Origin of the sequence: Stenotrophomonas sp. PS02301, assembly GCF_029959485.1 — a bacterium.
GTDB classification, from domain to species: domain Bacteria; phylum Pseudomonadota; class Gammaproteobacteria; order Xanthomonadales; family Xanthomonadaceae; genus Stenotrophomonas; species Stenotrophomonas maltophilia_Z.
The window spans coordinates 39,904-62,024 of record NZ_JASCOO010000012.1 but is presented as its reverse complement, the minus strand read 5'-3'; the positions used below and the strand labels follow the sequence as shown (position 1 = coordinate 62,024).

Here is a 22,121-nt window from a genome sequence, read left to right as displayed (position 1 = left end):
TTCGGGGTGCGAATGTCAGGCCACCGCGTCCAGCAGTTCCGCGCGGTTGTTCCGCGGCGTGTTTACTGCCCGGCTGACGCGATAGGCCTCCATCGCCAGCGGCTCGCTGGCCAGCAGCATCGCCATCGCGTCGTCGGGCTCGGCCGCCAGCCACTCATCGGCCTGGCTGGCGGTCAGCCACACCGGCATGCGGTCGTGGATATCGGCCGACACGCCGCTGCTGTCACCGGTGATGACGGTGAAGGTGCCCAGGTTGTCCGGGTCGAGCAGGGGGCTGGTGTCTTCCCACAGGCCGGCCGCCAGCAGCGGCCCGGTCGCCTGGATGAACCACGGATCCTTCTTGCCGTCCTCGGCGTTCACCGACCACTCGTAGTACCCGGCCATGGGGATCAGGCAGCGGCGCTTCTTGAACGCCGACCGGAATGCTGGCTTGGTGGCCACCGTCTCGATGCGGGCATTGATCGTGGAGCCCTGCAGCTTCTTGGCCTTGGCCCAGAAGGGGAGCAGGCCCCACGATAGGCGGGTGACCTGCAGGCCGGTGCCGCGATCGAGGATCACAGACGCGCGCTGCGTCGGCGCCAGGTTGTAGCTCTCCGGGATTGACATCAGGTCGCCGACCAGCTGGGGGAAGCCCAGGGTGTCAGCGTTCCGGATGGGGGTCTGGACGAATCGGCCGCACATGGCCGAACCATACTCCCCACCTCGGCGCCTGATCTTCGCGCGGCCTGCACCCCGATGGCAGCGGCCGGGTGATTCCCACACCACAAAGGGCTGTCGCCTTATGCCGCGGCACCGCCGGCGCGGGCATTCTGTCCATGCTGGATCCGGGAGCCGCAGGCAGCTCAGCCCGGGTGATGGGGCGCCTGAGCAGCGCCCCGCCGGCACCTTTGCATGGCCCTGACGCGCCGTCGCGGAATCTGAGACCCCGCTCCGTATGCTGCGTGCATGCTTCCTCCCGACTTCCGATGGCGCTCGGTCGCCAGCCGCCCTGACCAGCTACCCGATGCCATCTATTGCGGCATGACGGAGGTGCTGCGGCTATCGCAGCGGGTGGATGACCATAGCTGGTTCGTAGAGGTCGACCGCCATCTAGAGGACCGGCACCATCGGCGCCGGAAGTGCACCAGCTACGACCAGGGCGTAATCGGGTCGGAGCTGTGGGCGGTCAGGCATCAACAGCGGCTTCGCCTGGAGATTGACCAGCGCGAGGTGGCCCGTGCCGCCGCGAGGAAGGACCGGACCTGGTAGACAGTCAGCCAGCGTTGCCTCCGTATCGGCGCTTGCGACCGCCGGCGGCGACAGTAGCCGCATGGATCAGAAGAGCATCGGCAAGGCGCGCTGGGCGCGCGCGAGGGCGGCTTCGCTATGGCAGCAGGCCGACGACCTGGACAGGAACCACAGCGGCGACTGGCGGGCGAGGGCGACTCGCCGGCGCGGCGCTGACCGCCTCCGGGCCGAAGCCGCGCGGTTCGACGGCATTGCCAACCGGCTGCAGCCCTTCGACGAGGATCAGGCGGCCTGATCCGGTCGCAGTGCCACGACATTGCCGGTGCGCAGGCGGTCCAAGTAGTCGGCCCATTCCTGCATCATCCGGGTGCGCTCCACCAGGTGCGTGGTGCGGTTGTACGCCCGCCCGTTGGGATCCTTGACCGCGTGGGCCAGCTGGTGCTCGATGATGTCAGGCCGGTAGCCCAGAACCTCGTCCAGCAGCGTGCGCGCGGTCGCTCGGAAGCCATGGCCGGTGACCGTGTCCTTGTCGAAGCCCATGACGCGCAGTGCCGCCAGCACGGCCACCTCCGACATCGGGCGCTTATCGGTGCGCCCGCCGGCGAAGACGTACTGGCCGTGGCCAGTGATCTGCTGCAGCTCCCTCAGCGCCTCTACCGCCTGCCGGGCGAGGGGGACGATGTGCGGCTGGCGCATCTTCATGCGTGCGGCCGGGATGCTCCACACAGCGGTATCCAGATCGACCTCCGCCCATTCCGCCTGCCGCAGTTCGCCCGGCCGGACGAACACCATCGGTGCCAGCTTCAGCGCGGCCTGAACTACCGGCGTGCCGTGATAGGCGTGCAGGGCACGCAGGAGGCCGCCCAGCTGGACGGGGTCGACGATGGCGGCATGGTTCTTCTCCGGCGCGGGCACCAGCGCTCCGCGCAGGTCAGCTACCGGGTTGCGTTCGGCACGATCGGTCGCCACTGCATATCGCATGACCTGCCCACAGTTCTGCATGACTCGGTGGGCGGATTCGAACGCGGCCCTGGCCTCCATCCGCCGGGCCACCTGCAGGAAGTCCGAGGCCTTGAGGTCTCCAGCACGTCGGGCGCCGAGGTACGGGAAGACGTCCTTCTCGAACCAGGCGATCACCTTCTTGCCGTAGGCCGGCACCCAAGGGCGGCCAGCGAGCCACTCCCGGGTGATGACCTCGAAGCTCTCGCCGTCGACCGCGGCGCGGGAGGCGGTCGCCGCCTTGCGGTGTTCGCTTGGGTCCACGCCACTGGCCAGCAGGCGCCGCGCGTCCTCTCGCGCCTCTCTGGCCTTGGCCAGGGTGACGTCGGGATATAGGCCAAGCGTCAGCAGTTTCTCCTTGCCGGCGACACGGTACTTCCAACGCCAGCTTTTGGCGCCAGCAACGGTGATCAGGAGGAACAGGCCGCCGCCGTCAGCCAGCTTCTGTGGCTTGTCGGCAGGCTTGGTGCGACGAATCGCTGCGTCGGTCAGGGGCATGGGGGTATCGGGTTCTGGGGCAGGGCGGATACCCCTAGATATACCCCCACCGTCTCATGGGCTGCAACGGAACAGGCCGGACAACCCCGGACAACAAAAAAGCCGGAACCCCTTGTTTGACGGGAGGTTCCGGCTTTCTGTGGTCCTTGTGGGACCGTCTAATGGTGGAGGTGGGCGGAATTGAACCGCCGTCCGAAGGCACTCCATCCCCGGTACTACATGCTTAGCTCACCGTTGAATCTCATCCTGTGGCAGCACGGTGTGCAAAGCGCACCCCAGGACCAGCCTGCTTTAGTTAAGTCGTGACTGACAGGCAGCCATCACAACCGGTTCCGTGATAATGACCCTACATCTACGAGCACGGGCACAAGTAGGTTCGGGGGTTCGCCTAAGGCGGCTGTAGAACTAAACGCTAAAGCTGTTTTTAGGCAGCGATTGCGAAGTCGTTCGAACCGTAGTTGTCGTCGTTGGCAACTAAAAGTTTGCTGCTGGATTAACGAGGAAAGCTGCCCCCTCGGCATGCACCAAGTAACTTCACAACCCCCGTCGAAACCAATGCACCCCCGGTTTCTTCAAGAACCGCACTTCATCCGGAAAAAAGCACCGGAACTCTACTTGACGGAGTGGATGCTACTCCAATCCAGCTGAACAGTCACCTTGGCCCTCTGCGCCTTACTTCTGCAGCTGGCGGCGGCTGTCAGCCTTGTGGCGGGCCTTTTCCTTTTTCAGGCGATTGTGCTCGTTGCGCACGGTCATCGCCTGCTTCTTGGCCTGCGGCTCAACCCGGGCCATCAGCGATTCCACCTGGGCGACCAGGCGGCGGTGCTCCAGGCTGTCGTAGCTCTGGGTTTCCGAGGCGACGCGCTTGGCGTTGCGGATCAGGTAGGTCAGCACCTTGAGCAGCGCGGCCGGGTCCATGGCGCGGGCGAGTTCGTCAAAGATGAACTCCAGCGCCGCCACGTCGGCGCGCAGGGTGGTCAGTTCGTCCGCCGCCTGTGCGGGTGCCGGGGTAGTTTCAAGAGTCACGCGCGGATCCTTTCCGTATCAATGCGGGGATTCTGACAGTTGTGCGGGGTTGGCGGGGAAAGATCGTTATCCCGCTGGCGTCCGCGGGTCAGGCGGGGCGGGCGCCCTGGCGCACCGGCGGACTACAATCCGGCCCCGGAAGAGTGGTTACAGACAAGGATGGCGCGTTGAAGAGGCAGGTATGGATCGCAATGGCGATGCTGGCGGCGGCAATGCTCGGGGCAGCCAGCGTTTGGCGGTCGACGTCGGGTGCGCAGGCGCCGGCCGGGGCAGAGCAGGCGGCGAAACCGAGCGGACAGGCGGCCACGCCTTCGGTTGAAGCGGCGCCGACCGCCTCGACCAGACCGCCCCATCCTTTCCCCGATCTCCCCCGCTCGCGGGACGGCCTGGATATCGACCACGATCCCTTCAGCAGCGGTCACCCGGAGGAGCGGCGCTGGCTCGACCAGCACGGCTTTCCCAATGGCGCGCAGTGGACCCGCTATCAGCAGGCCTCCGATGCCGAGCTCGACCAAGCGGCACTGGCAGGCGACACGGTGGCGGCAACGATGCGCGATGCGCGGCGGTTGGGCGTGGACCCCAAGGCCGAAAGTCGTCTGCTGGCCGCCGGCGCGGAAGGCGATCTGTTCGCGCTGAGCCTGCTGTCGTCCTGGAAGGCGGGTACCCATGCGGCAGGGATTCCCGAGGCCTACGCGATATCCCGCGTGGCCGAGATGCGTGGCGATCTCACCACGGCGCTGCACCGGGAGATGATGCTGGGGGCGCGGCTGAGCGGCGAGCAGCGCCTGCTGGCCGAGGCCGAGGCGCTGCATCTGAATCTGCATCTCAATGCGTTGTACCGCCAGAAGCACGGCGTGGACCCGCCGCCGGTGGAGATGCGACCGTATCAGGTGGACGACGCGCGCTGAGTCTGACGTTCCCACCCCTGTGCACTGCCATGCCAACGAGCATCGCCGGCACGAACCAAAGGGCTTCGTGGGCCCCGTAGCCGAGACCGACCAGCGCCGGCCCGGGGCAATAGCCCGCCAAGCCCCAGCCGATGCCGAACAACGCTGCGCCGCCGAGCAGGCGGGTGTCGATCCGTTGGCTTTCGCTGAGATGGAACTGATCGGCCAGGCGCGGCCGCGGCGCGCGCAGCACGAACCGGAACAGCAGCGCGGTGGTGGCGACGGCGCCGCCGAGCACGAACAGCAGCGACGGGTCGAACGCGCCGGTGATATCCAGGAAACCGAGGATGCGCAGCGGATCGGTCATGCCCGAGACGGCCAGGCCGAGACCGAACAGAGCGCCCGCACCGAGCGCGACGAGGATCTGTCGGCTCATGCGATCCCCGCAAGATGGCGCACGATGAAGGTGGTCAGTATCGCGGTGACCATGAACACCCCTACGGCGACCAGCGAACGCAAGGACAGGCGACCCAAGCCGCAGACGCCATGGCCGCTGGTGCAGCCGCCGCCCAGCCGGGTGCCAAAGCCCACCAGCAGGCCGCCTGCGATCAGCAGTACCGGCGCAAAGCCGGTGCGTGAGGGCGCGGCGGAGGGCAGCCAGTGCAGCGCAAGTGCACCCGCCGCGATCAACCCCAGCAGAAATGCATAGCGCCACGCCGTCTCGCCACGTTTCGGGAACAAGGCGCCCGCGGTGATGCCGCTGATGCCAGCGATGCGGCCGTTGAGCCAGAGCAGTGCGGTGGCGGCAAGGCCGATCAACACCCCGCCAGCCAAAGGGGTCACCCAGTAAGGCGTCATGGCTGATAGCCCGCGGTGGCAGGACGGTACTGATATGGCATGGGCCTGTCCTTTAATTTAGATAAATCTAAATTAGGGATGTCTCAGGTAAAGTGCAAGCCATGCGTGACTCAAATCCGACCAGACACCCGCCTTCAGCCTCCCGCGCTGCGGAGATGGCCGCCCAAGCTGGCCAAGCCGCCGCGCTGCTCAAGGCGCTGGCGCACCCCGCGCGGCTGCGGGTGCTGTGTCGGTTGGTAGAAGGCGAGGCGTCTGTAGGGGAGCTGCAGCCGCTCAGTGGACTGGGCCTGTCGGCGCTGTCCCAGCACCTGGCCGTCCTGCGTGGGATGGCGTTGGTGACCACGCGGCGCGAGGCGCAGACGATTTTCTATGCGTTGGCCGACTCCCCGGCACTGGGTGTGCTGGCGGCGCTGCATGACGCCTATTGCCCGGACGGGGATGCCGAGACGGTCTGACCCGGAGAGTCAGAGCGGCTTGCGCAGGTACAGGCGCTGATGCCCGGGCGGAAACGCCTGCAGCCGGCCGAACACCTCATAGCCCTGCTTGAGATAGAAGCCCTCGGCCTGCCAGGAGAAGGTATCCAGCGTCACGGCGTGTGCGCCGAGCGTGCGCGCCTGTTGTTCGGCATCGGCCAGCAGCGCCTGGCCCAGGCCTTCGCCGCGACGGGTGTCGTCGACCCACAGCGCATGCACCATCAGCCAGCCCCCGCAGACATCGGCGGCGATCCCGGCCACCACCTGGCCGGCGGCGTCGTGGATCACGCGGTTGACCGGCTGGTCGTCCAGGGCGTCGCCACTGGCGGCCTGGTTGAAGGCCAGCAGACCAGCGAACACCGCGCGGGTGTCCTCGGCGCTGGCCGGCTGGATGCCCGCTGCGGGCACCGTGCGCGTCATCACGCGTCGCGGTTGTGCCGGCGCATCGTGCGCGACTTCTCGCGCGCCCAGTCGCGGTCCTTCTCGGCATCGCGCTTGTCGTGGGTCTGCTTGCCCTTGGCCAGCGCGATCTCGAGCTTGATCTTGTTCTTGCTCCAGTACATCGCGGTGGGCACGATCGTGTAGCCATCGCGCTGCACCTTGCCGATCAGCTTGTCGATCTCGCTGCGATGCAGAAGCAGCTTCCGCTCGCGACGGTCGTTGGCCACCATGTGCGAAGAGGCCTGGATCAACGGGGTGATCTGCGCACCGATCAGGTAGATCTCGCCATCACGCACATAGGCGTAGGCATCGATGATGTTGCCGCGCCCGGCGCGGATCGACTTCACCTCCCAGCCCTGCAGGGCCAGGCCGGCTTCGAAGCGATCTTCGATGTGGTACTCGTGACGGGCACGCTTGTTGAGCGCGATGGTTTTGTTGGCCGTCGCGTCCTTTGCTTTATCCTTGCCGCTGTTCTTGCTCATTTCCCTATTGTCTCCGATTCGGGCACGCCCGGTCGATTCATCAGACATCTGTATCGCATGCCAACTATCCGCCGTAGTGCCCTGGTCGAACATTCGGCTGCCCGCATGTTCGACCTGGTCAATGATATTGACGCCTATCCGCGCCGCTTCCGCTGGTGTTCGGCCTCGCAGATCCTGGAGTCCGGCCCGGACCGCCTGGTTGCGCGCCTGGATCTGGGCTTTGGGTCGTTCTCGACCTGGTTCATGACCGAGAACACGCTGCAGCGCCCGCACAGCATCGATATGCAGCTCAAGGACGGGCCGTTCAAGCGCCTGCACGGGCGCTGGGAATTCCATGCGCTGGCCGAGGACGCCTGCAAGGTTACCCTGACGCTGGAGTTCGAGCCGACCTCACGCCTGCTCGGTCCGGCCCTGGCGCTGGGCTTCCAGGGCCTGGCCGACCGCATGGTGAATGATTTCGTCCGCGTCGCCGACGCCCAGGACTGAGCCATGATCACCGTCGAGGTGGTGCTGGCCTGGCCCGATCGGGCCGCGTCGCGGGTGCTGTCGCTGCCCGAAGGCACTACGATCGCCCAGGCCATCGCCGTGGCCGCTATTGACGGCAGCGCGCAATGCCCGGCAGTGGCCGTGCACGGCCTGCTGGCCAAGCCGGATCAGGTGCTGCGCGAGGGCGACCGGGTCGAGCTGCTGCGTCCGCTGCTGGCCGACCCGAAAGACAACCGCCGCCGGCGCGCACGCGCCGGCGGCTGAGTGAAGAAGTCAGGCCTCAGCGGCCGCGCTTCTTCTTGTCCTTGGGCAGGTTGCGGCCGAACTGGCGCACCGTGCTGCGGGCCAGCTGGGCATCATCGCTGGCGAAGTACTCGCCGTCCCAGCGGGTGACCGCGTCGTTCTCGAAGTAGACGGTGAAGTTCTTCACGTCCGTCTTGCCCACGCGGTTCACGCGCTGGCTGGCGGTGTAGTCCCAGCGCTGGGCGTGGAACGGGTCCGCGACGGAGGGCGTGCCGAGCAGGGCACTGACCTGCTGCTTGCTCTGGCCCACCTGCAGCTGACCGACGGCCTGCTCCCGGATCAGGTTGCCCTGATAGATGGGTTGCTTGTAAATGATGCCGCAGCCCGTGGTGGACAGGGCAACGGCGGCGACCAGCAGGAGATTGCGCATCGGGGAATGGCGTTTGGGGAAATCGAGTCGATGATACACTCCTGACGTGTCGCCGCGACCCAATCCGAGGCAGCTGGCGCTAAATCGCCAATGAACGGAGAAGTATGGAAACCCACGACCTGCGCAAAGTCGGCCTGAAGGTGACCCATCCGCGTATGCGGATCCTGGCGCTGCTCGAGCAGCGCAATGCCAGTCACCACATGACCGCCGAAGACATCTACCGCCAGCTCCTGGAGCACGGGGATGAGATCGGCCTGGCCACGGTGTACCGGGTGCTGACCCAGTTCGAGGCCGCCGGCCTGGTGCTGAAGCACAATTTCGAAGGCGGCCAGGCCGTCTACGAGCTGGACCGCGGTGGCCACCACGACCACATGGTCGATGTGGACAGCGGCAAGATCATCGAGTTCGAAAGTCATGAGATCGAGGAGCTGCAGCGCAAGATCGCGGCCGACCATGGCTACGAGCTGGAAGAGCACTCGTTGGTGCTCTACGTCCGCAAGAAGCGTCGGTAACGGCCTGCCGGCCGCCCGGATGCGATCAAAAAACCCCGGGCATGCCCGGGGTTTTCGTTTTCAGGGGGAGGCGCCGGTTCCGGCGGGGCGCCGGCCAGCGGCCGGCACTAGCCGATCACGGGGGCCTCAGGCCTGCAGCAGCTTGCGCGCCGCCGCCCGGGCTTCCTTGCTGACTTCCACGCCGCCCAGCATCCGGGCCAGCTCTTCTTCGCGGGCCTTGGTATCGAGCTTTTCGACCGCGCTCTGGGTCATGCCGTCCACCGGCGCCTTGCTGACCCGGTAGTGGGCGTGGCCCTTGGAGGCGACCTGGGGCAGATGGGTGACGCACAGCACCTGACGCTTCTCGCCCAAGGCGCGCAGCTTCTGCCCGACGATGTCGGCCACGGCGCCGCCGATGCCCGAATCGACCTCGTCGAAGACCATGGTCGGCACCGCATCCAGGCCCAGCGCGGCGACTTCGATCGCCAGCGAGATACGGGACAGCTCACCACCCGAGGCGACCTTGCGCAGGGCGCGCGGTGGCTGGCCGGCGTTGGCGGCGACCAGGAACTCGACCCGCTCGGCGCCGTTCGGGTCCGGCTTGGCCACGGTCTGGGGCTCGATATCGATCAGGAACTGCCCGCCGCCCATGCCCAGCTCGCCGATCAGGGTGGTGGTGGTGTCCGACAGGGCCTTCGCGGCCTTGCGGCGGCTCGCGCTGAGCACCTCGGCCACGGTCTTCCACTGGCCGGCGGCACGGTCGATCTCGCCGGCCAGGGCCTGCAGACGCTCGTCGGCGCCGCGCAGCTGTTCGACTTCGGCTTCCATGGCGTCGCGGTGTTCGCCCAGCGCTTCCATCGGCACCCGGTGCTTGCGGGCGAGGTCGTGCAGGCGGCCCAAGCGGCGCTCGATATCCTCGAACTGCTCCGGGTCGGCATCCAGGTCGTCATGCACGCGATCGAGCAGGGACAGCGCTTCGTCCAGCTGGATGGCGGCGCTGTCGAGCAGGGCATCCACCTCGCCGAGTCGGCTGTCGTGTTCGGCCACGCGGGCCAGGTCATGGCGGGTCTGCTGCAGCAGCTGCAGGACCGAGACCTCGTCATCCCCATTGAGGCGGCTGACGGCCACGTCGCAGGCGCCGATCAGCGCGCTGGCATGGGCCTGGCGGCGGTGGCTGCTGCCCAGGGTGGCGATCGAGGCCGGGTCCAGATCCTCACGCTTGAGCTCGCTGAGCTGGTGCTCCAGGTAGCCGATCCGGTCGCTCACGTCGCCCTGGCGCGAGAGCGCCTCGGCTTCATCGACCAGCGTCTGCCAGCGTGCCGCGGTCTGGCGGACCTGGGCGCGCTCGGCGTCGTTGCGGGCGAAGGCATCCAGCAGCGAGAGCTGCGAGGGGCGCGAGAGCAGCGCCTGCTGTTCGTGCTGGCCGTGGATCTCCACCAGCATGCCGGCCAGCTCGGTGAGCTGGGTCAGCGTCACCGGGCGGCCGTTGATGAAGGCGCGCGAGCCACCGTCGGCGCGGATCACCCGTCGCAACTGGCACTGTTCTTCGTCGTCCAGCTCGTTGTCGCGCAGCCACTGGCGCGCCGGCGCGTCGGCCAGCGGCGCGAATTCGGCCGAGAGCTCGGCGCGCGCGGCACCGTGGCGGACCACGCCGCTGTCGGCGCGCAGCCCGGACAAAAAGCCCAGCGCGTCCACCATCAGCGACTTGCCCGCGCCGGTTTCACCTGAGACCACGGTCATGCCGGCGCCGAATTCCAGCTCGGTGGCGCGGACGACCGCGAAATCCTTGATCGATAGATGTCTAAGCATGGTCTACGTTGTACACGAGGGGTGTCTCCAAGCCGCGCACGCTAGCATGGGCCGGGGGCGTCTCCAATGACTTGCCAACGCCCCGTGCAGCCATTATCTAAGTGGGCGTCTCACAGGCTGATTCCATGCATCCTTCCGCGTCCCATCTCGCCCCGCGCGCCCGCCATCTGCTGCGGACGCTGATCGCGCGCCACATCCAGGATGGGGAGCCGGTCGGCTCGCAGACCCTTGCCCGGCATGCCGGCCTGGACGTCAGCCCGGCCACGATCCGCAACATCCTGGGCGACCTGGAAGACCTCGGCCTGCTCAGTTCGCCGCATACCTCGGCCGGCCGGGTGCCGACCGCGCACGGCTACCGGGTGTTCGTGGACAGCCTGGTCAAGATGCAGCCGCCGGGCGAGGGCGAGCTCAGCCGCCTGCGCACCGAGCTGGCCACCGGCACCGGCACCCAGGCCCTGCTCGGCAGTGCCTCGGAGCTGCTCTCGGCGATGAGCCATTTCGTCGGGGTGGTCAGCGCCCCGCGCCGGGAGCAGTTCGCGTTCCGGCATATCGATTTCGTGGCGCTGGACGCGCGCCGGGTGCTGGCGATCCTGGTGTTCGCCGACAACGAGGTGCAGAACCGGGTGATCGAGCCGCGCCGCGGCTTCAATCCCGGGGAGCTGGAGCAGGTCGCCAACTACCTCAATGCCAACTGCGCCGGTCGGCCGCTGGCCGAGATCCGGGCCCGCCTGCTGCTGGAGCTGCGCGATGCGCAGTCGGAAATGGAGCAGTTGCTGGCGCACAGCATCGAGCTGGCCGAGCAGGCGATGGTGCCGCCGGCCGATGACATGGTGCTGGCCGGGCAGACCCGCCTGATGGGCGTGCAGGACCTGTCCGATCTGGAGCGCCTGCGCGAGCTGTTCGATGTGTTCGCCAGCAAGCGCGAGATCCTGCAGCTGCTCGAGCGCACCATCCAGGCCCCGGGCGTGCGCATCTTCATCGGCGAAGAGACCGGGGTGATGCCGCTGGAGAGCGTCTCGCTGGTCACCGCCCCGTACTCGGCCGATGGCCAGGTGCTGGGGGTGCTGGGGGTGATCGGCCCGAAGCGGATGGCCTACGACCGCATGATCCCGCTGGTGGAAGCCACCGCCCAGGTGCTGGGGGCCGCGCTGGGCTCGCCCGCTGGCGGCGGATTGTCCCGCGATCGCGCATAAAGCGGCCCTGGACTCTTGAATCCCGTAGCCGCGCCCACATAGGGGTGGGTGGAGGCGGAGAGTCACCGCCAAGGATCCGGAAATGAACCAAGATCAGTCAGATATCGCATCCCAGAATCCCGCCGGCGAGCCCGGCGCTGAGCCGTCCCTGCAGCAGCAGCTGGACAGCCTGCACAACGAGCTGGCCCTGCTGCGTTCGGAGTCGCTGCGCGAACGCGCCGACCTGGACAACCAGCGCAAGCGCGTTGCCCGCGACGTGGAACAGGCGCGCCGCTTCGCCAACGAAAAGCTGCTTGGCGAGCTGCTGCCGGTGTTCGACAGCCTCGATGCCGGCCTCAATGCCGCCGGCAGCGAGCCGAGCCCGCTGCGCGAAGGTCTCGAACTGACCTACAAGCAGCTGCTCAAGGTCGCCGCCGACAATGGCCTGACCCTGCTCGACCCGACCGGCCAGACCTTCAACCCGGACCACCACCAGGCCATCAGCCAGGTCGACGCGCCCGGCGCGGCGCCGGGCAGCGTGGTGCAGGTGTTCCAGAAGGGCTACCTGCTCAACGACCGCCTGCTGCGGCCGGCGCTGGTCGTGGTGGCCCGCGACTGACCCACGGGTCGGTCCGCCGGGCCAGGCCCGGCGGTTCGACCGGACGCTGAACGCGTTGGGTCGCCATCGGACACTGTGTTTGATGGACGGCTTGAAAGTGTCCGCAGCGTCCCACACATCCCATTCATAACCCGGCAGCTGCCGGATGTACCCAGAACTTTCAGGAGTCTCCCTCATGGGCAAGATCATTGGTATCGACCTCGGCACCACCAACTCGTGTGTGGCGATCATGGACGGCGGCAAGGCCCGCGTCATCGAAAATTCGGAAGGCGATCGCACCACGCCCTCCATCGTCGCCTACACCAAGGACGGCGAAGTCCTGGTCGGCGCCTCGGCCAAGCGCCAGGCGGTGACCAACCCGAAGAACACCTTCTACGCTGTCAAGCGCCTGATCGGCCGCAAGTTCACCGACGCTGAAGTCCAGAAGGACATCGCGCACGTGCCCTACGGCATCCTGGCCCATGACAACGGCGACGCCTGGGTCCAGACCAGCGACGGCAAGAAGATGGCCCCGCAGGAAATCTCCGCCCGCGTGCTGGAGAAGATGAAGAAGACCGCCGAAGCGTTCCTGGGTGAGACCGTCACCGAGGCCGTGATCACCGTGCCGGCTTACTTCAATGACAGCCAGCGCCAGGCCACCAAGGACGCCGGCCGCATCGCCGGTCTGGAAGTCAAGCGCATCATCAACGAGCCGACCGCTGCTGCCCTGGCCTATGGCCTGGACAAGGGTGACGGCCGTGACCGCAAGATCGTTGTGTACGATCTGGGCGGCGGCACCTTCGACGTGTCGATCATCGAGATCGCCAACGTCGACGGTGAGAAGCAGTTCGAAGTGCTGGCCACCAACGGTGACACCTTCCTGGGCGGCGAAGATTTCGACAACCGCGTCATCGAATACCTCGTCGACGAGTTCAACAAGGACCAGGGCATCGACCTGCGCAAGGATCCGCTTGCCCTGCAGCGCCTGAAGGATGCCGCCGAGCGCGCCAAGATCGAGCTGTCCACCAGCCAGCAGACCGAAGTGAACCTGCCGTACGTCACCGCTGACGCGTCGGGTCCGAAGCACCTGAACATCAAGCTGACCCGCGCCAAGCTGGAAGCGCTGGTGGAAGACCTGATCAAGAAGTCGATCGAGCCGTGCCGCATCGCGCTGAACGATGCCGGCCTGCGTTCGAGCGACATCGGTGAAGTGATCCTGGTCGGCGGTCAGACCCGCATGCCGAAGGTGCAGCAGGCGGTGACCGAGTTCTTCGGCAAGGAACCGCGCAAGGACGTCAACCCGGACGAAGCCGTGGCACTGGGTGCTGCGATCCAGGGCGGCGTGCTGGGCGGCGACGTCAAGGACGTGCTGCTGCTGGACGTGACCCCGCTGTCGCTGGGCATCGAGACCCTGGGTGGCGTGTTCACCAAGATCATCGAGAAGAACACCACCATCCCGACCAAGGCCTCGCAGGTGTTCTCCACCGCCGAGGACAACCAGTCGGCCGTGACCGTGCACGTGCTGCAGGGTGAGCGTGAGCAGGCCCGCTTCAACAAGTCGCTGGCCAAGTTCGATCTCTCCGGCATCGAGCCGTCGCCGCGCGGCCTGCCGCAGGTGGAAGTGTCCTTCGACATCGACGCCAACGGCATCCTGCACGTGTCGGCCAAGGACAAGAAGACCAACAAGGAACAGAAGGTCGAGATCAAGGCCGGTTCGGGTCTGTCCGAGGACGAGATCGCACGCATGGTCGCCGACGCGGAAGCCAACCGCGAAGAAGACAAGAAGTTCCATGAGCTGGTCCAGGCCCGCAACCAGGCTGATGCGCTGATCCACGGTACCCGTACCGCGATCACCGAACACGGCAGCAAGGTCGGTGGCGATGTGATCGGCAAGGTGGAGTCGGCCCTGGCCGATCTGGAAATCGCGATGAAGAGCGATGACAAGGCACAGATCGAAGCCAAGTCGAAGGTGCTGGAAGAAGCCGGCCAGGCCCTGTTCGCGGCCTCCGCGGCGGCCGAGCAGGGTGGCGCGGCACCGGGCCCGGATGCCGGTGGCAACAGCGGCGCGCACGATGATGTGGTCGACGCCGAGTTCACCGAAGTCAAGGACGACAAGAAGTCCTGATCCGGACACGACACGGGACGTTGCGCAGGCAGCGTCCCGTTGTCATATCCCCCTTCTGGTCCTGACAGCCGTATCCCGGCCTGTCGGGGCGCCCGGCGAAAGAGCGGACCTGGTGCCGCTCTTCCGCTTTGACGAATCCCGACTTCCGGAACCCGATTCAAGTTATGAGCAAGCGCGATTACTACGAAGTGCTGAGCGTGTCCCGCACCGCCAGCGATGAAGAACTGAAGAAGGCCTATCGCCGTTGCGCGATGAAGTTCCATCCGGACCGCAATCCGGGTGACAACGAGGCCGAGGCCGCCTTCAAGGAATGCAAGGAAGCCTACGAAACCCTGTCCGACGGCAACAAGCGCCGGATGTACGATGCCCACGGCCACGCGGCGTTCGAGCACGGCATGGGCGGCGGTGGCGGTGGCGGTGGTCCGGGTGGCCCGGACATGGGCGATATTTTCGGTGACATCTTCGGCAACATCTTCGGCGGTGGCGCCGGTGGTGGTGGTCCGCGCCAGGCCCGTCGTGGCGCCGATATCGGCTACGTGATGGAGCTGGACCTGGAAGAAGCGGTGATGGGCGTGGAGCGCCGCATCGAGATTCCGAGTCTGGTCGAGTGTGATGACTGCAACGCCAGCGGCTCGGAAGATGGCAAGGTCGAGACCTGCTCGGTCTGCCGTGGCCAGGGCCAGGTGCGCATCCAGCGTGGCATCTTCGCGATGCAGCAGGCCTGCCACCACTGCAACGGCCGTGGTCAGATCATCCAGAACCCCTGCAAGACCTGTCACGGCAATGGCCGTGTCGAGGAAGACAAAGTGTTGTCGGTCAAGGTGCCCGCGGGCGTCGACACCGGCGACCGCATCCGCCTGTCCGGTGAAGGCGAGGCCGGTCCGGCCGGCACCCCGGCAGGCGATCTGTACGTGGAAGTGCGGGTGCGCGAGCACGCCATCTTCCAGCGCGACGGCGACGACCTGCACTGCGAAGTGCCGATCCGCATCTCGCAGGCGGCCCTGGGCGATACCGTCCGTGTGGCCACGCTGGGCGGTTACGCCGAAATCCGCATCCCGGCCGAGACCCAGACCGGCAAACTGTTCCGCATGCGTGGCAAGGGCGTGCGTTCGGTGCGCAGCCGCAGCGAAGGGGACCTGTACTGCCGCGTGGTGGTGGAGACCCCGGTCAACCTCACCCCGGAGCAGCGCAAGCTGCTGGAACAGTTCGAAACCACCTTCACCGGTGAGGAAGCGCGCAAGCATTCGCCGAAGTCGGCGACCTTCATCGATGGCGTGAAGGGCTTCTGGGACCGGATGACGTCTTAAGCGTCACGGGTTCCTGTGAACTACCGAAGGCCCCCTGGAAACAGGGGGCTTTTTTGTGCGCGGACGGCGGTGTGTGGTCCGCGCGCGGAAAAGCGGGCCTCTCCGGGCCGCCGGTGCTCTCGACACGGTCCCCCGCTCGACCCACCTTCCGCCGCGCCTGGAGAGACTCACAGGCGTAAAATGTCGGCATGAACGAATCCCTCGAAAGCCACCTGGTCCACGGCCGCCGCCAGCGCCCGGACGGTCCGTCGCCGGTCGACGTCATCTCGGTCCAGTCCCAGCTGGTGTACGGCTATGCCGGCAACAGCGCGGCTGTGCCACCGCTGCGCGCGCTGGGCGTGCGCGTGGCCGAAATCCCCACCACGCTGCTCAGCAACGCGCCGTTCTATGAAACCACGCGCGGCCGTGTGCTGCCCTCGGACTGGTTCGCCGACCTGCTGCTCGGCGCCGGTGAGCGTGGCCTGCCGCAGCGGGCGAAGATGCTGGTCTCCGGCTACTTCGGCAGCGTCGGCAACGGTGCGGCCTTCGCCGACTGGCTCGATGCGGTGCTGCCGTCCTCGCCGCAGCTGCGCTACTGCCTGGACCCGGTCATTGGCGACACCCACACCGGCCCTTATGTCGAGCCGGGCCTGGAAATCGTCTTCGCCGAGCGTCTGTTGCCGCATGCCTGGCTGGTCACGCCCAATGCCTTTGAACTGGGCCGCCTGACCGGCATGCCGAGCCTGGCCCAGGACGATGCGATCGCCGCCTCGCAGGCGCTGCTGGCGCGTGGCCCGGAGTGGGTGCTGGCGCACAGCGTCGGCGGCGATCCGGGCCAGCTGGTCACGCTCGCGGTGAGCCGCGACGCGATCTGGCGCTGGTCCTCCCCGCATCTGCCGGTGGACGTGGCGGGTACCGGCGACGTGCTGATGTCGCTGTTGGTGGCGTTCCTGCTGCGGGGAGAAACCTTCGAACAGGCGATCTCGCGCGCCATCGCCGGCGTGCATGTCGCGCTGGAGACCACGCTGGCCAACGGCCACGAAGAGTTCGATGTTCTGGCCGCGGCGCCGGCGGCGCTGGCACTGCCGGATCGCTTCGTTCCCGAGCGCCTGGCGTGAGTCTGACGCCGGTGGTGGGCATCGTCGGCAGCGACGGTGCCTACGGGCGCTGGCTGCGCCGGTTCCTGGAGCAGCGCCTGGGTCTGGAGGTGATCGGCCACGATCCAGCCGATCCGCAGTCGGAGAGCCCGGAGACCCTGCTCGAGCGCGCGCAGGTGCTGATCTTCTCGGCACCGATCCGGCACACGCCCGCGCTGATCGCCGACTACGTGGCCCGCTCGGCCGGTCGTGAAGCCGGTCGCCTGTGGCTGGATGTCACCTCGGTGAAATCGGCCCCGGTGGAGGCGATGCTCACCTCGCAGGCCGAGGTGGTGGGCCTGCATCCGATGACGGCCCCGCCCAAGGCGCCGACGCTGAAGGGCAGGGTGATGGTGGTCTGCGAGGCGCGCCTGTCGCGGTGGCAGCCGTTCGTGCAGCAGCTGTGCGAGGCACTGGAAGCGGAGTGCGTGCGTGCCACGCCCGAGCACCACGACCAGGTCATGGCGCTGGTGCAGGCGATGGTGCATGCCACGCATCTGGCCCAGGCCGGTGTGCTGCGTGAGTACGCGCCGCTCCTGGGTGCCTTGCCGGCGTTGATGCCGTATCGCTCGGCCTCGTTCGAGCTGGATACCGCGATCATCGCGCGCATCCTCTCGCTCAATCCGGCGATCTACGAAGACATCCAGTTCGGCAATCCGCACGTGGCACCGATGCTGGACCGGCTGCTGGCCCAGTTGCAGCAGTTGCGGGCGCAGCTGGAGAAGGGCGATGACGCGGCGCGCGCAGCGTTCCGCCAGCAGTTGCTGCTGGACAACCGCGACAGCCTGGGCGCGGAGGTGCTGGCCGATGGCAATTACACCTTTGAGCGGGTCGGCTACCTGCTGGCCGATCTCACCGAACGCAACGCGATCAGTGTGCACCTGCCCGAAGACCGGCCCGGCTCGTTGCGCGAGTTGCTGCACGTGTTCGAGCGGCACCGGGTCAGCCTGGCTTCGATCCATTCATCGCGTACGCCGGCCGGTGAGGTGCACTTCCGGGTGGGCTTCGTGGCAGGCAGCGATGCCCTCGCACTGCAGGCGGCGGCCATCGAGATCGATGCCTCCGGTATCGGCCGTGTGCTGGTTCGTTGACACGGTGCGCTGCAGCATTCATCCACAGGGGGTGTGGATGATCTGCGCACAAACGTGTGGATAAGTGCGTACGCGCCTTGCCGTAAAAGGCTGTCAAGATGCTTGGTCAAAAATTGACCAACATCCGCGTAACTTTTTTTCAACGCCTCAGGTGACGAGGGTCAGCTCGCCACCCGCCGTGCGGAACTCGCGGCCGTCGCGGATCAGATGGCGGCCATCGGCCAGCTCGTAACGCGCACTCTGGCCGCTGCCTGCAGCGGCATCGGCCTGCTCATCCTTGAACTCGATGATGACGTAATCGTCGCCGTTGGCATCCGTGGCGGGGAACTGTCGGAACGACATGAAACACCTCCTGCAGCGCATCCAGTGAGGGCTGCAGGATGCGATGGCCGGTGTTACCGGCCCGTCATCAATCGATGAATTGCAGGCGCGCCAGTTCGGCGTAGAGACCGCCCTCGGCCAGCAGCTCGGCATGCGTGCCCTGGGCGACGATGCGGCCGTGGTCCATGACCACGATGCGGTCAGCCTTGAGCACGGTGGCCAGGCGGTGCGCGATCACCAGCGTGGTGCGGCCGGCCATCAACCGCTCCAGCGCCTGCTGTACGGCGCGCTCGCTCTGTGCATCCAAGGCGCTGGTGGCTTCGTCGAGCAGCAGGATCGGGGCGTCCTTGAGCAGGGCGCGGGCGATCGCGATGCGCTGCTGCTGGCCACCGGAGAGGCGCGCACCGCGCTCGCCCAGCTCGCTGGCATAGCCTTCGGGCAGTGCCTGCAGGAACTCATCGGCCTCGGCGGCTTCGGCCGCGCGCTGCACCTCCTCATCGGTCGCCTCCAGGCGCCCGTAGCGGATGTTCTCGAACGCACTGCTGGCAAACAGGGTGGGCTGCTGCGGCACCAGCGCCAGCTGTTCGCGCAGCTGCGCCGGATCGACCTCGCGCAGGTCCACGCCATCGACCAGGATGCGACCGGCCGCGGGATCGTGGAAGCGCAGCAGCATCGACAGGATGGTGCTCTTGCCGGCGCCGGACGGGCCGACCAGCGCGACCGTTTCACCCGGGCGCACGTGCAGATCCACATGGTCCAGCGCAGCGGTATCCGGGCGCTGCGGGTAGTGGAACACCACATCCTCGAAACGGATCTCGCCGCGCAGTGGCTGCGGCAACGGGGTGGGATGGGCCGGGGCGGTGATCTCCACGTCTTCCTGCAGCAGCTCGGCAATGCGGCCCATGCCGCCCGACGCACGCTGCAGCTCGTTCCAGACCTCGGCCAGCGCACCGACCGAACCGCCGCCGATCAGCGCATACAGCACGAACTGACCCAGCGTACCGGCGCTCATGTTGCCGTCGATCACCTCGTGCGCGCCCAGCCACAGCACGCCGACGATGGCACCGAACACCAGCACGATGGCGCTGGCGGTGACGATCGACTGGGCGCGGATGCGGCGGCGGGCGGCACCGATCGCATCGCCCAGCGCGGCATTGAAACGGCCGCGCTCATACGGCTCACGCGCGTGCGCCTGTACGGTGCGTACCGCCCCCAGGGTTTCAGAGGCCAGGCTGTTGGCATCGGCGATGCGGTCCTGGCTGGCGCGCGCGATATTGCGCAGGCGGCGGGCGCCGATGATGATCGGCAATACCGCCAGCGGAATGCCGACCAGCGACCACGCCGCCAGATGCGGGCTGGTCACGAACAGCATCACCAGGCTGCCGACCACGGTCACGCTGCTGCGCAGGGCCACCGACATGGTCGAGCCGATCACGCTGCGCAGCAGTTCGCTGTCGGCGGTCAGCCGCGAGACCAGCTCGCCGCTGCGGCTGCGGTCGTGGAAGCCGGCACCCAGCGTGATCAGATGGGCGTAGAGGCGGCTGCGCAGATCGGCGACCACCTTTTCGCCCAGCAGCGAGACGAAGAAGAAGCGCGCGGCGGTGGCCAGCGCCAGCACCACCGCGACCAGGAACAGCAGGGCGAAGGCCTTGTTGATCTGGCCGCCACTGGTGAAGCCGTGGTCGATCATCTGGCGCACCGCGACCGGCAGGCTCAGGGTGGCCACCGAGGACACCGCCAAGGCCACCAGCCAGGCACTGAACAGCCCGACGTGCCGGCGGACGAACGGCCACAAGGTGTTCAAGCTGCCCAATCGGCGCATCGGCGTGTCGTTCGGAACGGGTGCGTCAGTCATTCGATGGGCCTGGTTCGATGCGGGATTCAATACGGACACGATCACGAGTGGCGTCGCGGAGGCGGTTTTTCAACGGTTCGACCTGATCGGCTGGCAAGCGCAGGTGCAGGTTCACACCGTCGGCGGTGAACGCTTCGTCCACTTTCTCGGCCAGATGGGCGCCCAGGGCGGCATGCAGCGGGCCCAGATCCTCGAAGCCGGCCTGCACGTCCAGCTCGGCCATGGCGATCAGGGGCAGCCGTGGTGCCAGCCGCAGGCACTCGGCGGCGGTACCGCCATACGCGCGGACCAGGCCGCCGGCACCGAGCTTGATGCCCCCGTACCAGCGTGTCACCACCACCATCACCCGATCGAAGCCCTGGCCATCAATGGCGGCCAGGATCGGGCGGCCGGCGGTGCCGGATGGCTCGCCATCGTCGCTGGAGCGGTAGTCGTTGCCGTAGCGGTAGGCCCAGCAGTTGTGGGTGGCATCGGCGACGGCGACCTGCTGCAGGAACTCCAGCGCGGCCGCCGCATTCTGGATCGGCGCGGCATGGGCGATGAAGCGGCTGTGCTTGATCTCCAGGCTGTGGCTGACGGGGGTGGCGAGCGTATCGGGCATTCCCATCATTCTAGTGGGGATGCCTGATCACCGTACGCGCCGCGTCAGTTCTCGAGCAGCTGGCGGAGATCGCGCGGGATGCGCACTTCCGGGTACTGCTGCAGATAACGCTCCAGGCTGGCACGTGCGGTATCCACATCGCCGGCATCGCGTCGCTCGCGGATGCGCTTGAGCCATTGCTTGCGCGGCAGTCCGGCATCGGCAGCGACGGCCTGGTGAAGGGCACGTACCGCCTCGTCTGCCGAGGCGGGCGCCGCCATCGGCCCGGCGGCGCGGCGCATCACGCCGGGAGCGCTGGGCGCGGGTTTGGCTGGCGCTGCGCTTTTTAGCGCCGCACGCGGTGCTTCGCGGTCCATCGTGGAGCCGGTCACCACGACGCTGTCCAGCGCCGGTTCGCTTGTGTCCATGGCATACGCCGATGCCGCCTCCGGCGCTGGTGCGGAAACAGGCGGCGCGGGTGCCGTGATCACTTCCGGGCGGGGCGGGGCGGCCGTCCGCGCATGCTCGGGCGCAGGCGCCGCGGTTGGCGCGGTGGCGGCCGCTGTGTCTTTCGCCATGCGCGCTTGCTGGACCACGGGCGGTGCAGCGACCGGGGCCGGTGGCGGTGCGGCGTCCAGCGCCGGCGCAGCCTCCGTCCTTGCCGTGCTCGATGCGGCGGCGCCCGGTACGGGTGCGGCAACCGGTTCGGCCAGCGGTGGCGCGGGTGGTTCTTCAGGCTTGAGCTGCCAGGCGATGCCGACCGCGAAGATCACCGAGGCGGCGAGGCCGAACACCGCCGGCAGGCGCGAACGCGGGCGCGTTGCCCGCACCGGCGCAGCCGGCGGCAGCTTCCAGGTAGCAGCGTCCGCAGCCGGTGCTTCCACGGCGGTACGCGCGGCCGCGAGTACGGCCTCGTCGATCGCCGGTGCGGGACCGGTCGCGCTCGGCCGACCCAGCAGCCGGGCCAGTTCGCGTTCTTCCGGGGTCAGCGAATCCGGGCGGTTCATCCGCTCAACCCCGCGCGTAGTTTGTCCATGGCATAACGCAGTCGCGATTTGACCGTCTCACGGCCGACGCCGGTAATCTCGGCGATCTCTTCCAGGCTCAATTCCTGTTCCAGACGCAGTTGCAGGACCTCGCGCTGCTCCGGCGGCAGCTGCTCCATTGCCAGCTGCAGCTGGCGGCGTTGTTCGAACTCTGAAAGCTGCGTTTCCGGGGTGCGCGCATCGGCGATCGCCGCGACCCGCTCATCGGCGTCGATCGGGGCCGCAGGCCGGTGCCTGGCCGCACGCCAGTGGTCGTTGAGGCGGTTGTGGGCGATCCGGAACAGCCAGGTGGTGAAGGCGGCGTCCGGCTGCCAGCCGGCGCGCGCGGCGATCACGCGCTGCCAGACATCCTGGAACATCTCATCGGCCAGCGCGCCATCGCGCAGCTGGCGCAGCAGGAAGCTGTACAGACGGCTGCGATGACGGCCATACAGCGCCCCGAACGCACGCAGGTCGCCGCCGGCCCAGGCCAGCATCAGCGCTTCATCGGTCGGCAGGGCAAGGGCGTCCACGCCGCACAGAGTAAGCGCTGCGGGGGTGTTCGCATAGTCGACGGCGCGC

26 protein-coding genes and 1 other RNA gene are annotated in these 22,121 nt (G+C 67.4%); 12 read left to right on the top strand and 15 right to left on the bottom strand.

Annotated features, from left to right (window positions below):
* Positions 1-15 precede the first annotated feature (15 nt).
* Entirely contained in the window at positions 16-681 is a 666-nt protein-coding gene (locus QMX81_RS05285; protein ID WP_282259374.1) for an SOS response-associated peptidase, read from the bottom strand.
* A gap of 628 nt (positions 682-1,309) precedes the next feature.
* On the opposite strand from QMX81_RS05285, the gene QMX81_RS05280 reads away from it, so the two are divergent.
* Entirely contained in the window at positions 1,310-1,522 is a 213-nt protein-coding gene (locus tag QMX81_RS05280; protein ID WP_282259372.1) for a hypothetical protein, read from the top strand.
* Here the strand turns inward: QMX81_RS05280 and QMX81_RS05275 are convergent.
* From QMX81_RS05275 to QMX81_RS05265, 3 genes are all read right to left on the bottom strand, one after another.
* A complete protein-coding gene (locus QMX81_RS05275; protein WP_282259367.1) occupies positions 1,510-2,724 on the bottom strand; it encodes an integrase arm-type DNA-binding domain-containing protein in 1,215 nt (404 codons plus the stop codon). The genes QMX81_RS05280 and QMX81_RS05275 overlap by 13 nt on opposite strands.
* Before the next feature lie 162 nt (positions 2,725-2,886).
* Positions 2,887-3,289, bottom strand: a transfer-messenger RNA (tmRNA) gene (ssrA, locus tag QMX81_RS05270).
* A gap of 107 nt (positions 3,290-3,396) precedes the next feature.
* Positions 3,397-3,750: a hypothetical protein gene (locus QMX81_RS05265; protein ID WP_123729003.1), complete on the bottom strand. Its 354-nt coding sequence runs from the start codon at positions 3,748-3,750 to the stop codon at positions 3,397-3,399.
* Positions 3,751-3,941: 191 nt separating this feature from the next.
* On the opposite strand from QMX81_RS05265, the gene QMX81_RS05260 reads away from it, so the two are divergent.
* The gene (locus QMX81_RS05260) at positions 3,942-4,658 is read left to right on the top strand and encodes a hypothetical protein (protein WP_282259361.1); all 717 of its coding nucleotides are present in this window, start codon (positions 3,942-3,944) and stop codon (positions 4,656-4,658) included.
* On the opposite strand, the gene QMX81_RS05255 is transcribed toward QMX81_RS05260, so the two are convergent.
* On the bottom strand, positions 4,576-5,073 hold the full coding sequence (locus QMX81_RS05255; protein WP_345782441.1) for a YeeE/YedE family protein: 498 nt from the start codon (positions 5,071-5,073) through the stop codon (positions 4,576-4,578). The genes QMX81_RS05260 and QMX81_RS05255 overlap by 83 nt on opposite strands.
* Positions 5,070-5,495 carry a YeeE/YedE family protein gene (locus QMX81_RS05250; RefSeq protein WP_259260385.1) on the bottom strand — a complete coding sequence of 142 codons (426 nt, stop codon included), beginning with the start codon at positions 5,493-5,495 and terminating at the stop codon, positions 5,070-5,072. The genes QMX81_RS05255 and QMX81_RS05250 overlap by 4 nt, the downstream gene beginning before the upstream one ends.
* Before the next feature lie 155 nt (positions 5,496-5,650).
* Between QMX81_RS05250 and QMX81_RS05245 the strand changes: the two genes are divergently transcribed.
* A complete protein-coding gene (locus QMX81_RS05245) occupies positions 5,651-5,950 on the top strand; it encodes a metalloregulator ArsR/SmtB family transcription factor (protein WP_282259355.1) in 300 nt (99 codons plus the stop codon).
* Between the two features lie 9 nt (positions 5,951-5,959).
* Here the strand turns inward: QMX81_RS05245 and QMX81_RS05240 are convergent, their stop codons facing one another.
* Complete coding sequence (locus QMX81_RS05240) at positions 5,960-6,388, bottom strand: GNAT family N-acetyltransferase (RefSeq protein WP_282259351.1); 429 nt, start codon at positions 6,386-6,388, stop codon at positions 5,960-5,962.
* The gene (gene smpB, locus QMX81_RS05235) at positions 6,388-6,891 is read right to left on the bottom strand and encodes an SsrA-binding protein SmpB (protein ID WP_088433158.1); all 504 of its coding nucleotides are present in this window, start codon (positions 6,889-6,891) and stop codon (positions 6,388-6,390) included. The genes QMX81_RS05240 and smpB overlap by 1 nt, the downstream gene beginning before the upstream one ends.
* 57 nt (positions 6,892-6,948) lie before the next feature.
* Here smpB and QMX81_RS05230 point away from each other — a divergent pair, with 57 nt between their 5' ends.
* Entirely contained in the window at positions 6,949-7,377 is a 429-nt protein-coding gene (locus QMX81_RS05230; protein WP_026069778.1) for a type II toxin-antitoxin system RatA family toxin, read from the top strand.
* A 3-nt stretch (positions 7,378-7,380) separates the two neighbouring features.
* Positions 7,381-7,641, top strand: coding sequence for an RnfH family protein (locus QMX81_RS05225; protein WP_121042054.1), 261 nt, complete (start codon positions 7,381-7,383; stop codon positions 7,639-7,641).
* A gap of 16 nt (positions 7,642-7,657) precedes the next feature.
* Here the strand turns inward: QMX81_RS05225 and bamE are convergent, their stop codons facing one another.
* A complete protein-coding gene (gene bamE / locus QMX81_RS05220) occupies positions 7,658-8,050 on the bottom strand; it encodes an outer membrane protein assembly factor BamE (protein ID WP_121042056.1) in 393 nt (130 codons plus the stop codon).
* 104 nt (positions 8,051-8,154) lie between these two features.
* On the opposite strand from bamE, the gene fur reads away from it, so the two are divergent.
* On the top strand, positions 8,155-8,562 hold the full coding sequence (gene fur, locus QMX81_RS05215; RefSeq protein WP_070470227.1) for a ferric iron uptake transcriptional regulator: 408 nt from the start codon (positions 8,155-8,157) through the stop codon (positions 8,560-8,562).
* Positions 8,563-8,688: 126 nt separating this feature from the next.
* Here fur and recN read toward each other — a convergent pair whose 3' ends face one another.
* Complete coding sequence (recN, locus tag QMX81_RS05210) at positions 8,689-10,350, bottom strand: DNA repair protein RecN (RefSeq protein WP_121042058.1); 1,662 nt, start codon at positions 10,348-10,350, stop codon at positions 8,689-8,691.
* A gap of 125 nt (positions 10,351-10,475) precedes the next feature.
* Here recN and hrcA point away from each other — a divergent pair, with 125 nt between their 5' ends.
* The 6 genes from hrcA to QMX81_RS05180 all read left to right on the top strand — a co-directional run bounded on the left by hrcA (position 10,476) and on the right by QMX81_RS05180 (position 17,758).
* Positions 10,476-11,543, top strand: a complete 1,068-nt coding sequence (hrcA, locus tag QMX81_RS05205) for a heat-inducible transcriptional repressor HrcA (protein ID WP_088433152.1) — start codon at positions 10,476-10,478, stop codon at positions 11,541-11,543.
* An 82-nt stretch (positions 11,544-11,625) separates the two neighbouring features.
* Positions 11,626-12,141, top strand: a complete 516-nt coding sequence (grpE, locus tag QMX81_RS05200; protein WP_121042061.1) for a nucleotide exchange factor GrpE — start codon at positions 11,626-11,628, stop codon at positions 12,139-12,141.
* 175 nt (positions 12,142-12,316) lie between these two features.
* On the top strand, positions 12,317-14,245 hold the full coding sequence (gene dnaK / locus QMX81_RS05195; protein ID WP_121042063.1) for a molecular chaperone DnaK: 1,929 nt from the start codon (positions 12,317-12,319) through the stop codon (positions 14,243-14,245).
* Between the two features lie 164 nt (positions 14,246-14,409).
* Entirely contained in the window at positions 14,410-15,552 is a 1,143-nt protein-coding gene (gene dnaJ, locus QMX81_RS05190; protein ID WP_282259328.1) for a molecular chaperone DnaJ, read from the top strand.
* A gap of 188 nt (positions 15,553-15,740) precedes the next feature.
* Positions 15,741-16,649: a pyridoxal kinase gene (gene pdxY, locus QMX81_RS05185; protein ID WP_282259327.1), complete on the top strand. Its 909-nt coding sequence runs from the start codon at positions 15,741-15,743 to the stop codon at positions 16,647-16,649.
* A complete protein-coding gene (locus QMX81_RS05180; RefSeq protein ID WP_282259325.1) occupies positions 16,646-17,758 on the top strand; it encodes a prephenate dehydrogenase in 1,113 nt (370 codons plus the stop codon). Before pdxY ends, QMX81_RS05180 begins: the two co-directional genes overlap by 4 nt.
* Before the next feature lie 147 nt (positions 17,759-17,905).
* Here QMX81_RS05180 and QMX81_RS05175 read toward each other — a convergent pair whose 3' ends face one another.
* The 5 genes from QMX81_RS05175 to QMX81_RS05155 all read right to left on the bottom strand — a co-directional run bounded on the left by QMX81_RS05175 (position 17,906) and on the right by QMX81_RS05155 (position 22,072).
* Positions 17,906-18,100 carry a hypothetical protein gene (locus tag QMX81_RS05175; RefSeq protein ID WP_121042071.1) on the bottom strand — a complete coding sequence of 65 codons (195 nt, stop codon included), beginning with the start codon at positions 18,098-18,100 and terminating at the stop codon, positions 17,906-17,908.
* 67 nt (positions 18,101-18,167) lie between these two features.
* Positions 18,168-19,934: an ABC transporter transmembrane domain-containing protein gene (locus QMX81_RS05170; protein WP_282259322.1), complete on the bottom strand. Its 1,767-nt coding sequence runs from the start codon at positions 19,932-19,934 to the stop codon at positions 18,168-18,170.
* The gene (locus QMX81_RS05165; RefSeq protein WP_121042075.1) at positions 19,927-20,535 is read right to left on the bottom strand and encodes a YigZ family protein; all 609 of its coding nucleotides are present in this window, start codon (positions 20,533-20,535) and stop codon (positions 19,927-19,929) included. The genes QMX81_RS05170 and QMX81_RS05165 overlap by 8 nt, the downstream gene beginning before the upstream one ends.
* Positions 20,536-20,579: 44 nt before the next feature.
* Positions 20,580-21,521 carry a hypothetical protein gene (locus QMX81_RS05160; protein WP_282259320.1) on the bottom strand — a complete coding sequence of 314 codons (942 nt, stop codon included), beginning with the start codon at positions 21,519-21,521 and terminating at the stop codon, positions 20,580-20,582.
* On the bottom strand, positions 21,518-22,072 hold the full coding sequence (locus tag QMX81_RS05155) for an RNA polymerase sigma factor (RefSeq protein ID WP_282259417.1): 555 nt from the start codon (positions 22,070-22,072) through the stop codon (positions 21,518-21,520). The genes QMX81_RS05160 and QMX81_RS05155 overlap by 4 nt, the downstream gene beginning before the upstream one ends.
* Between the last annotated feature and the right edge of the window lie 49 nt (positions 22,073-22,121).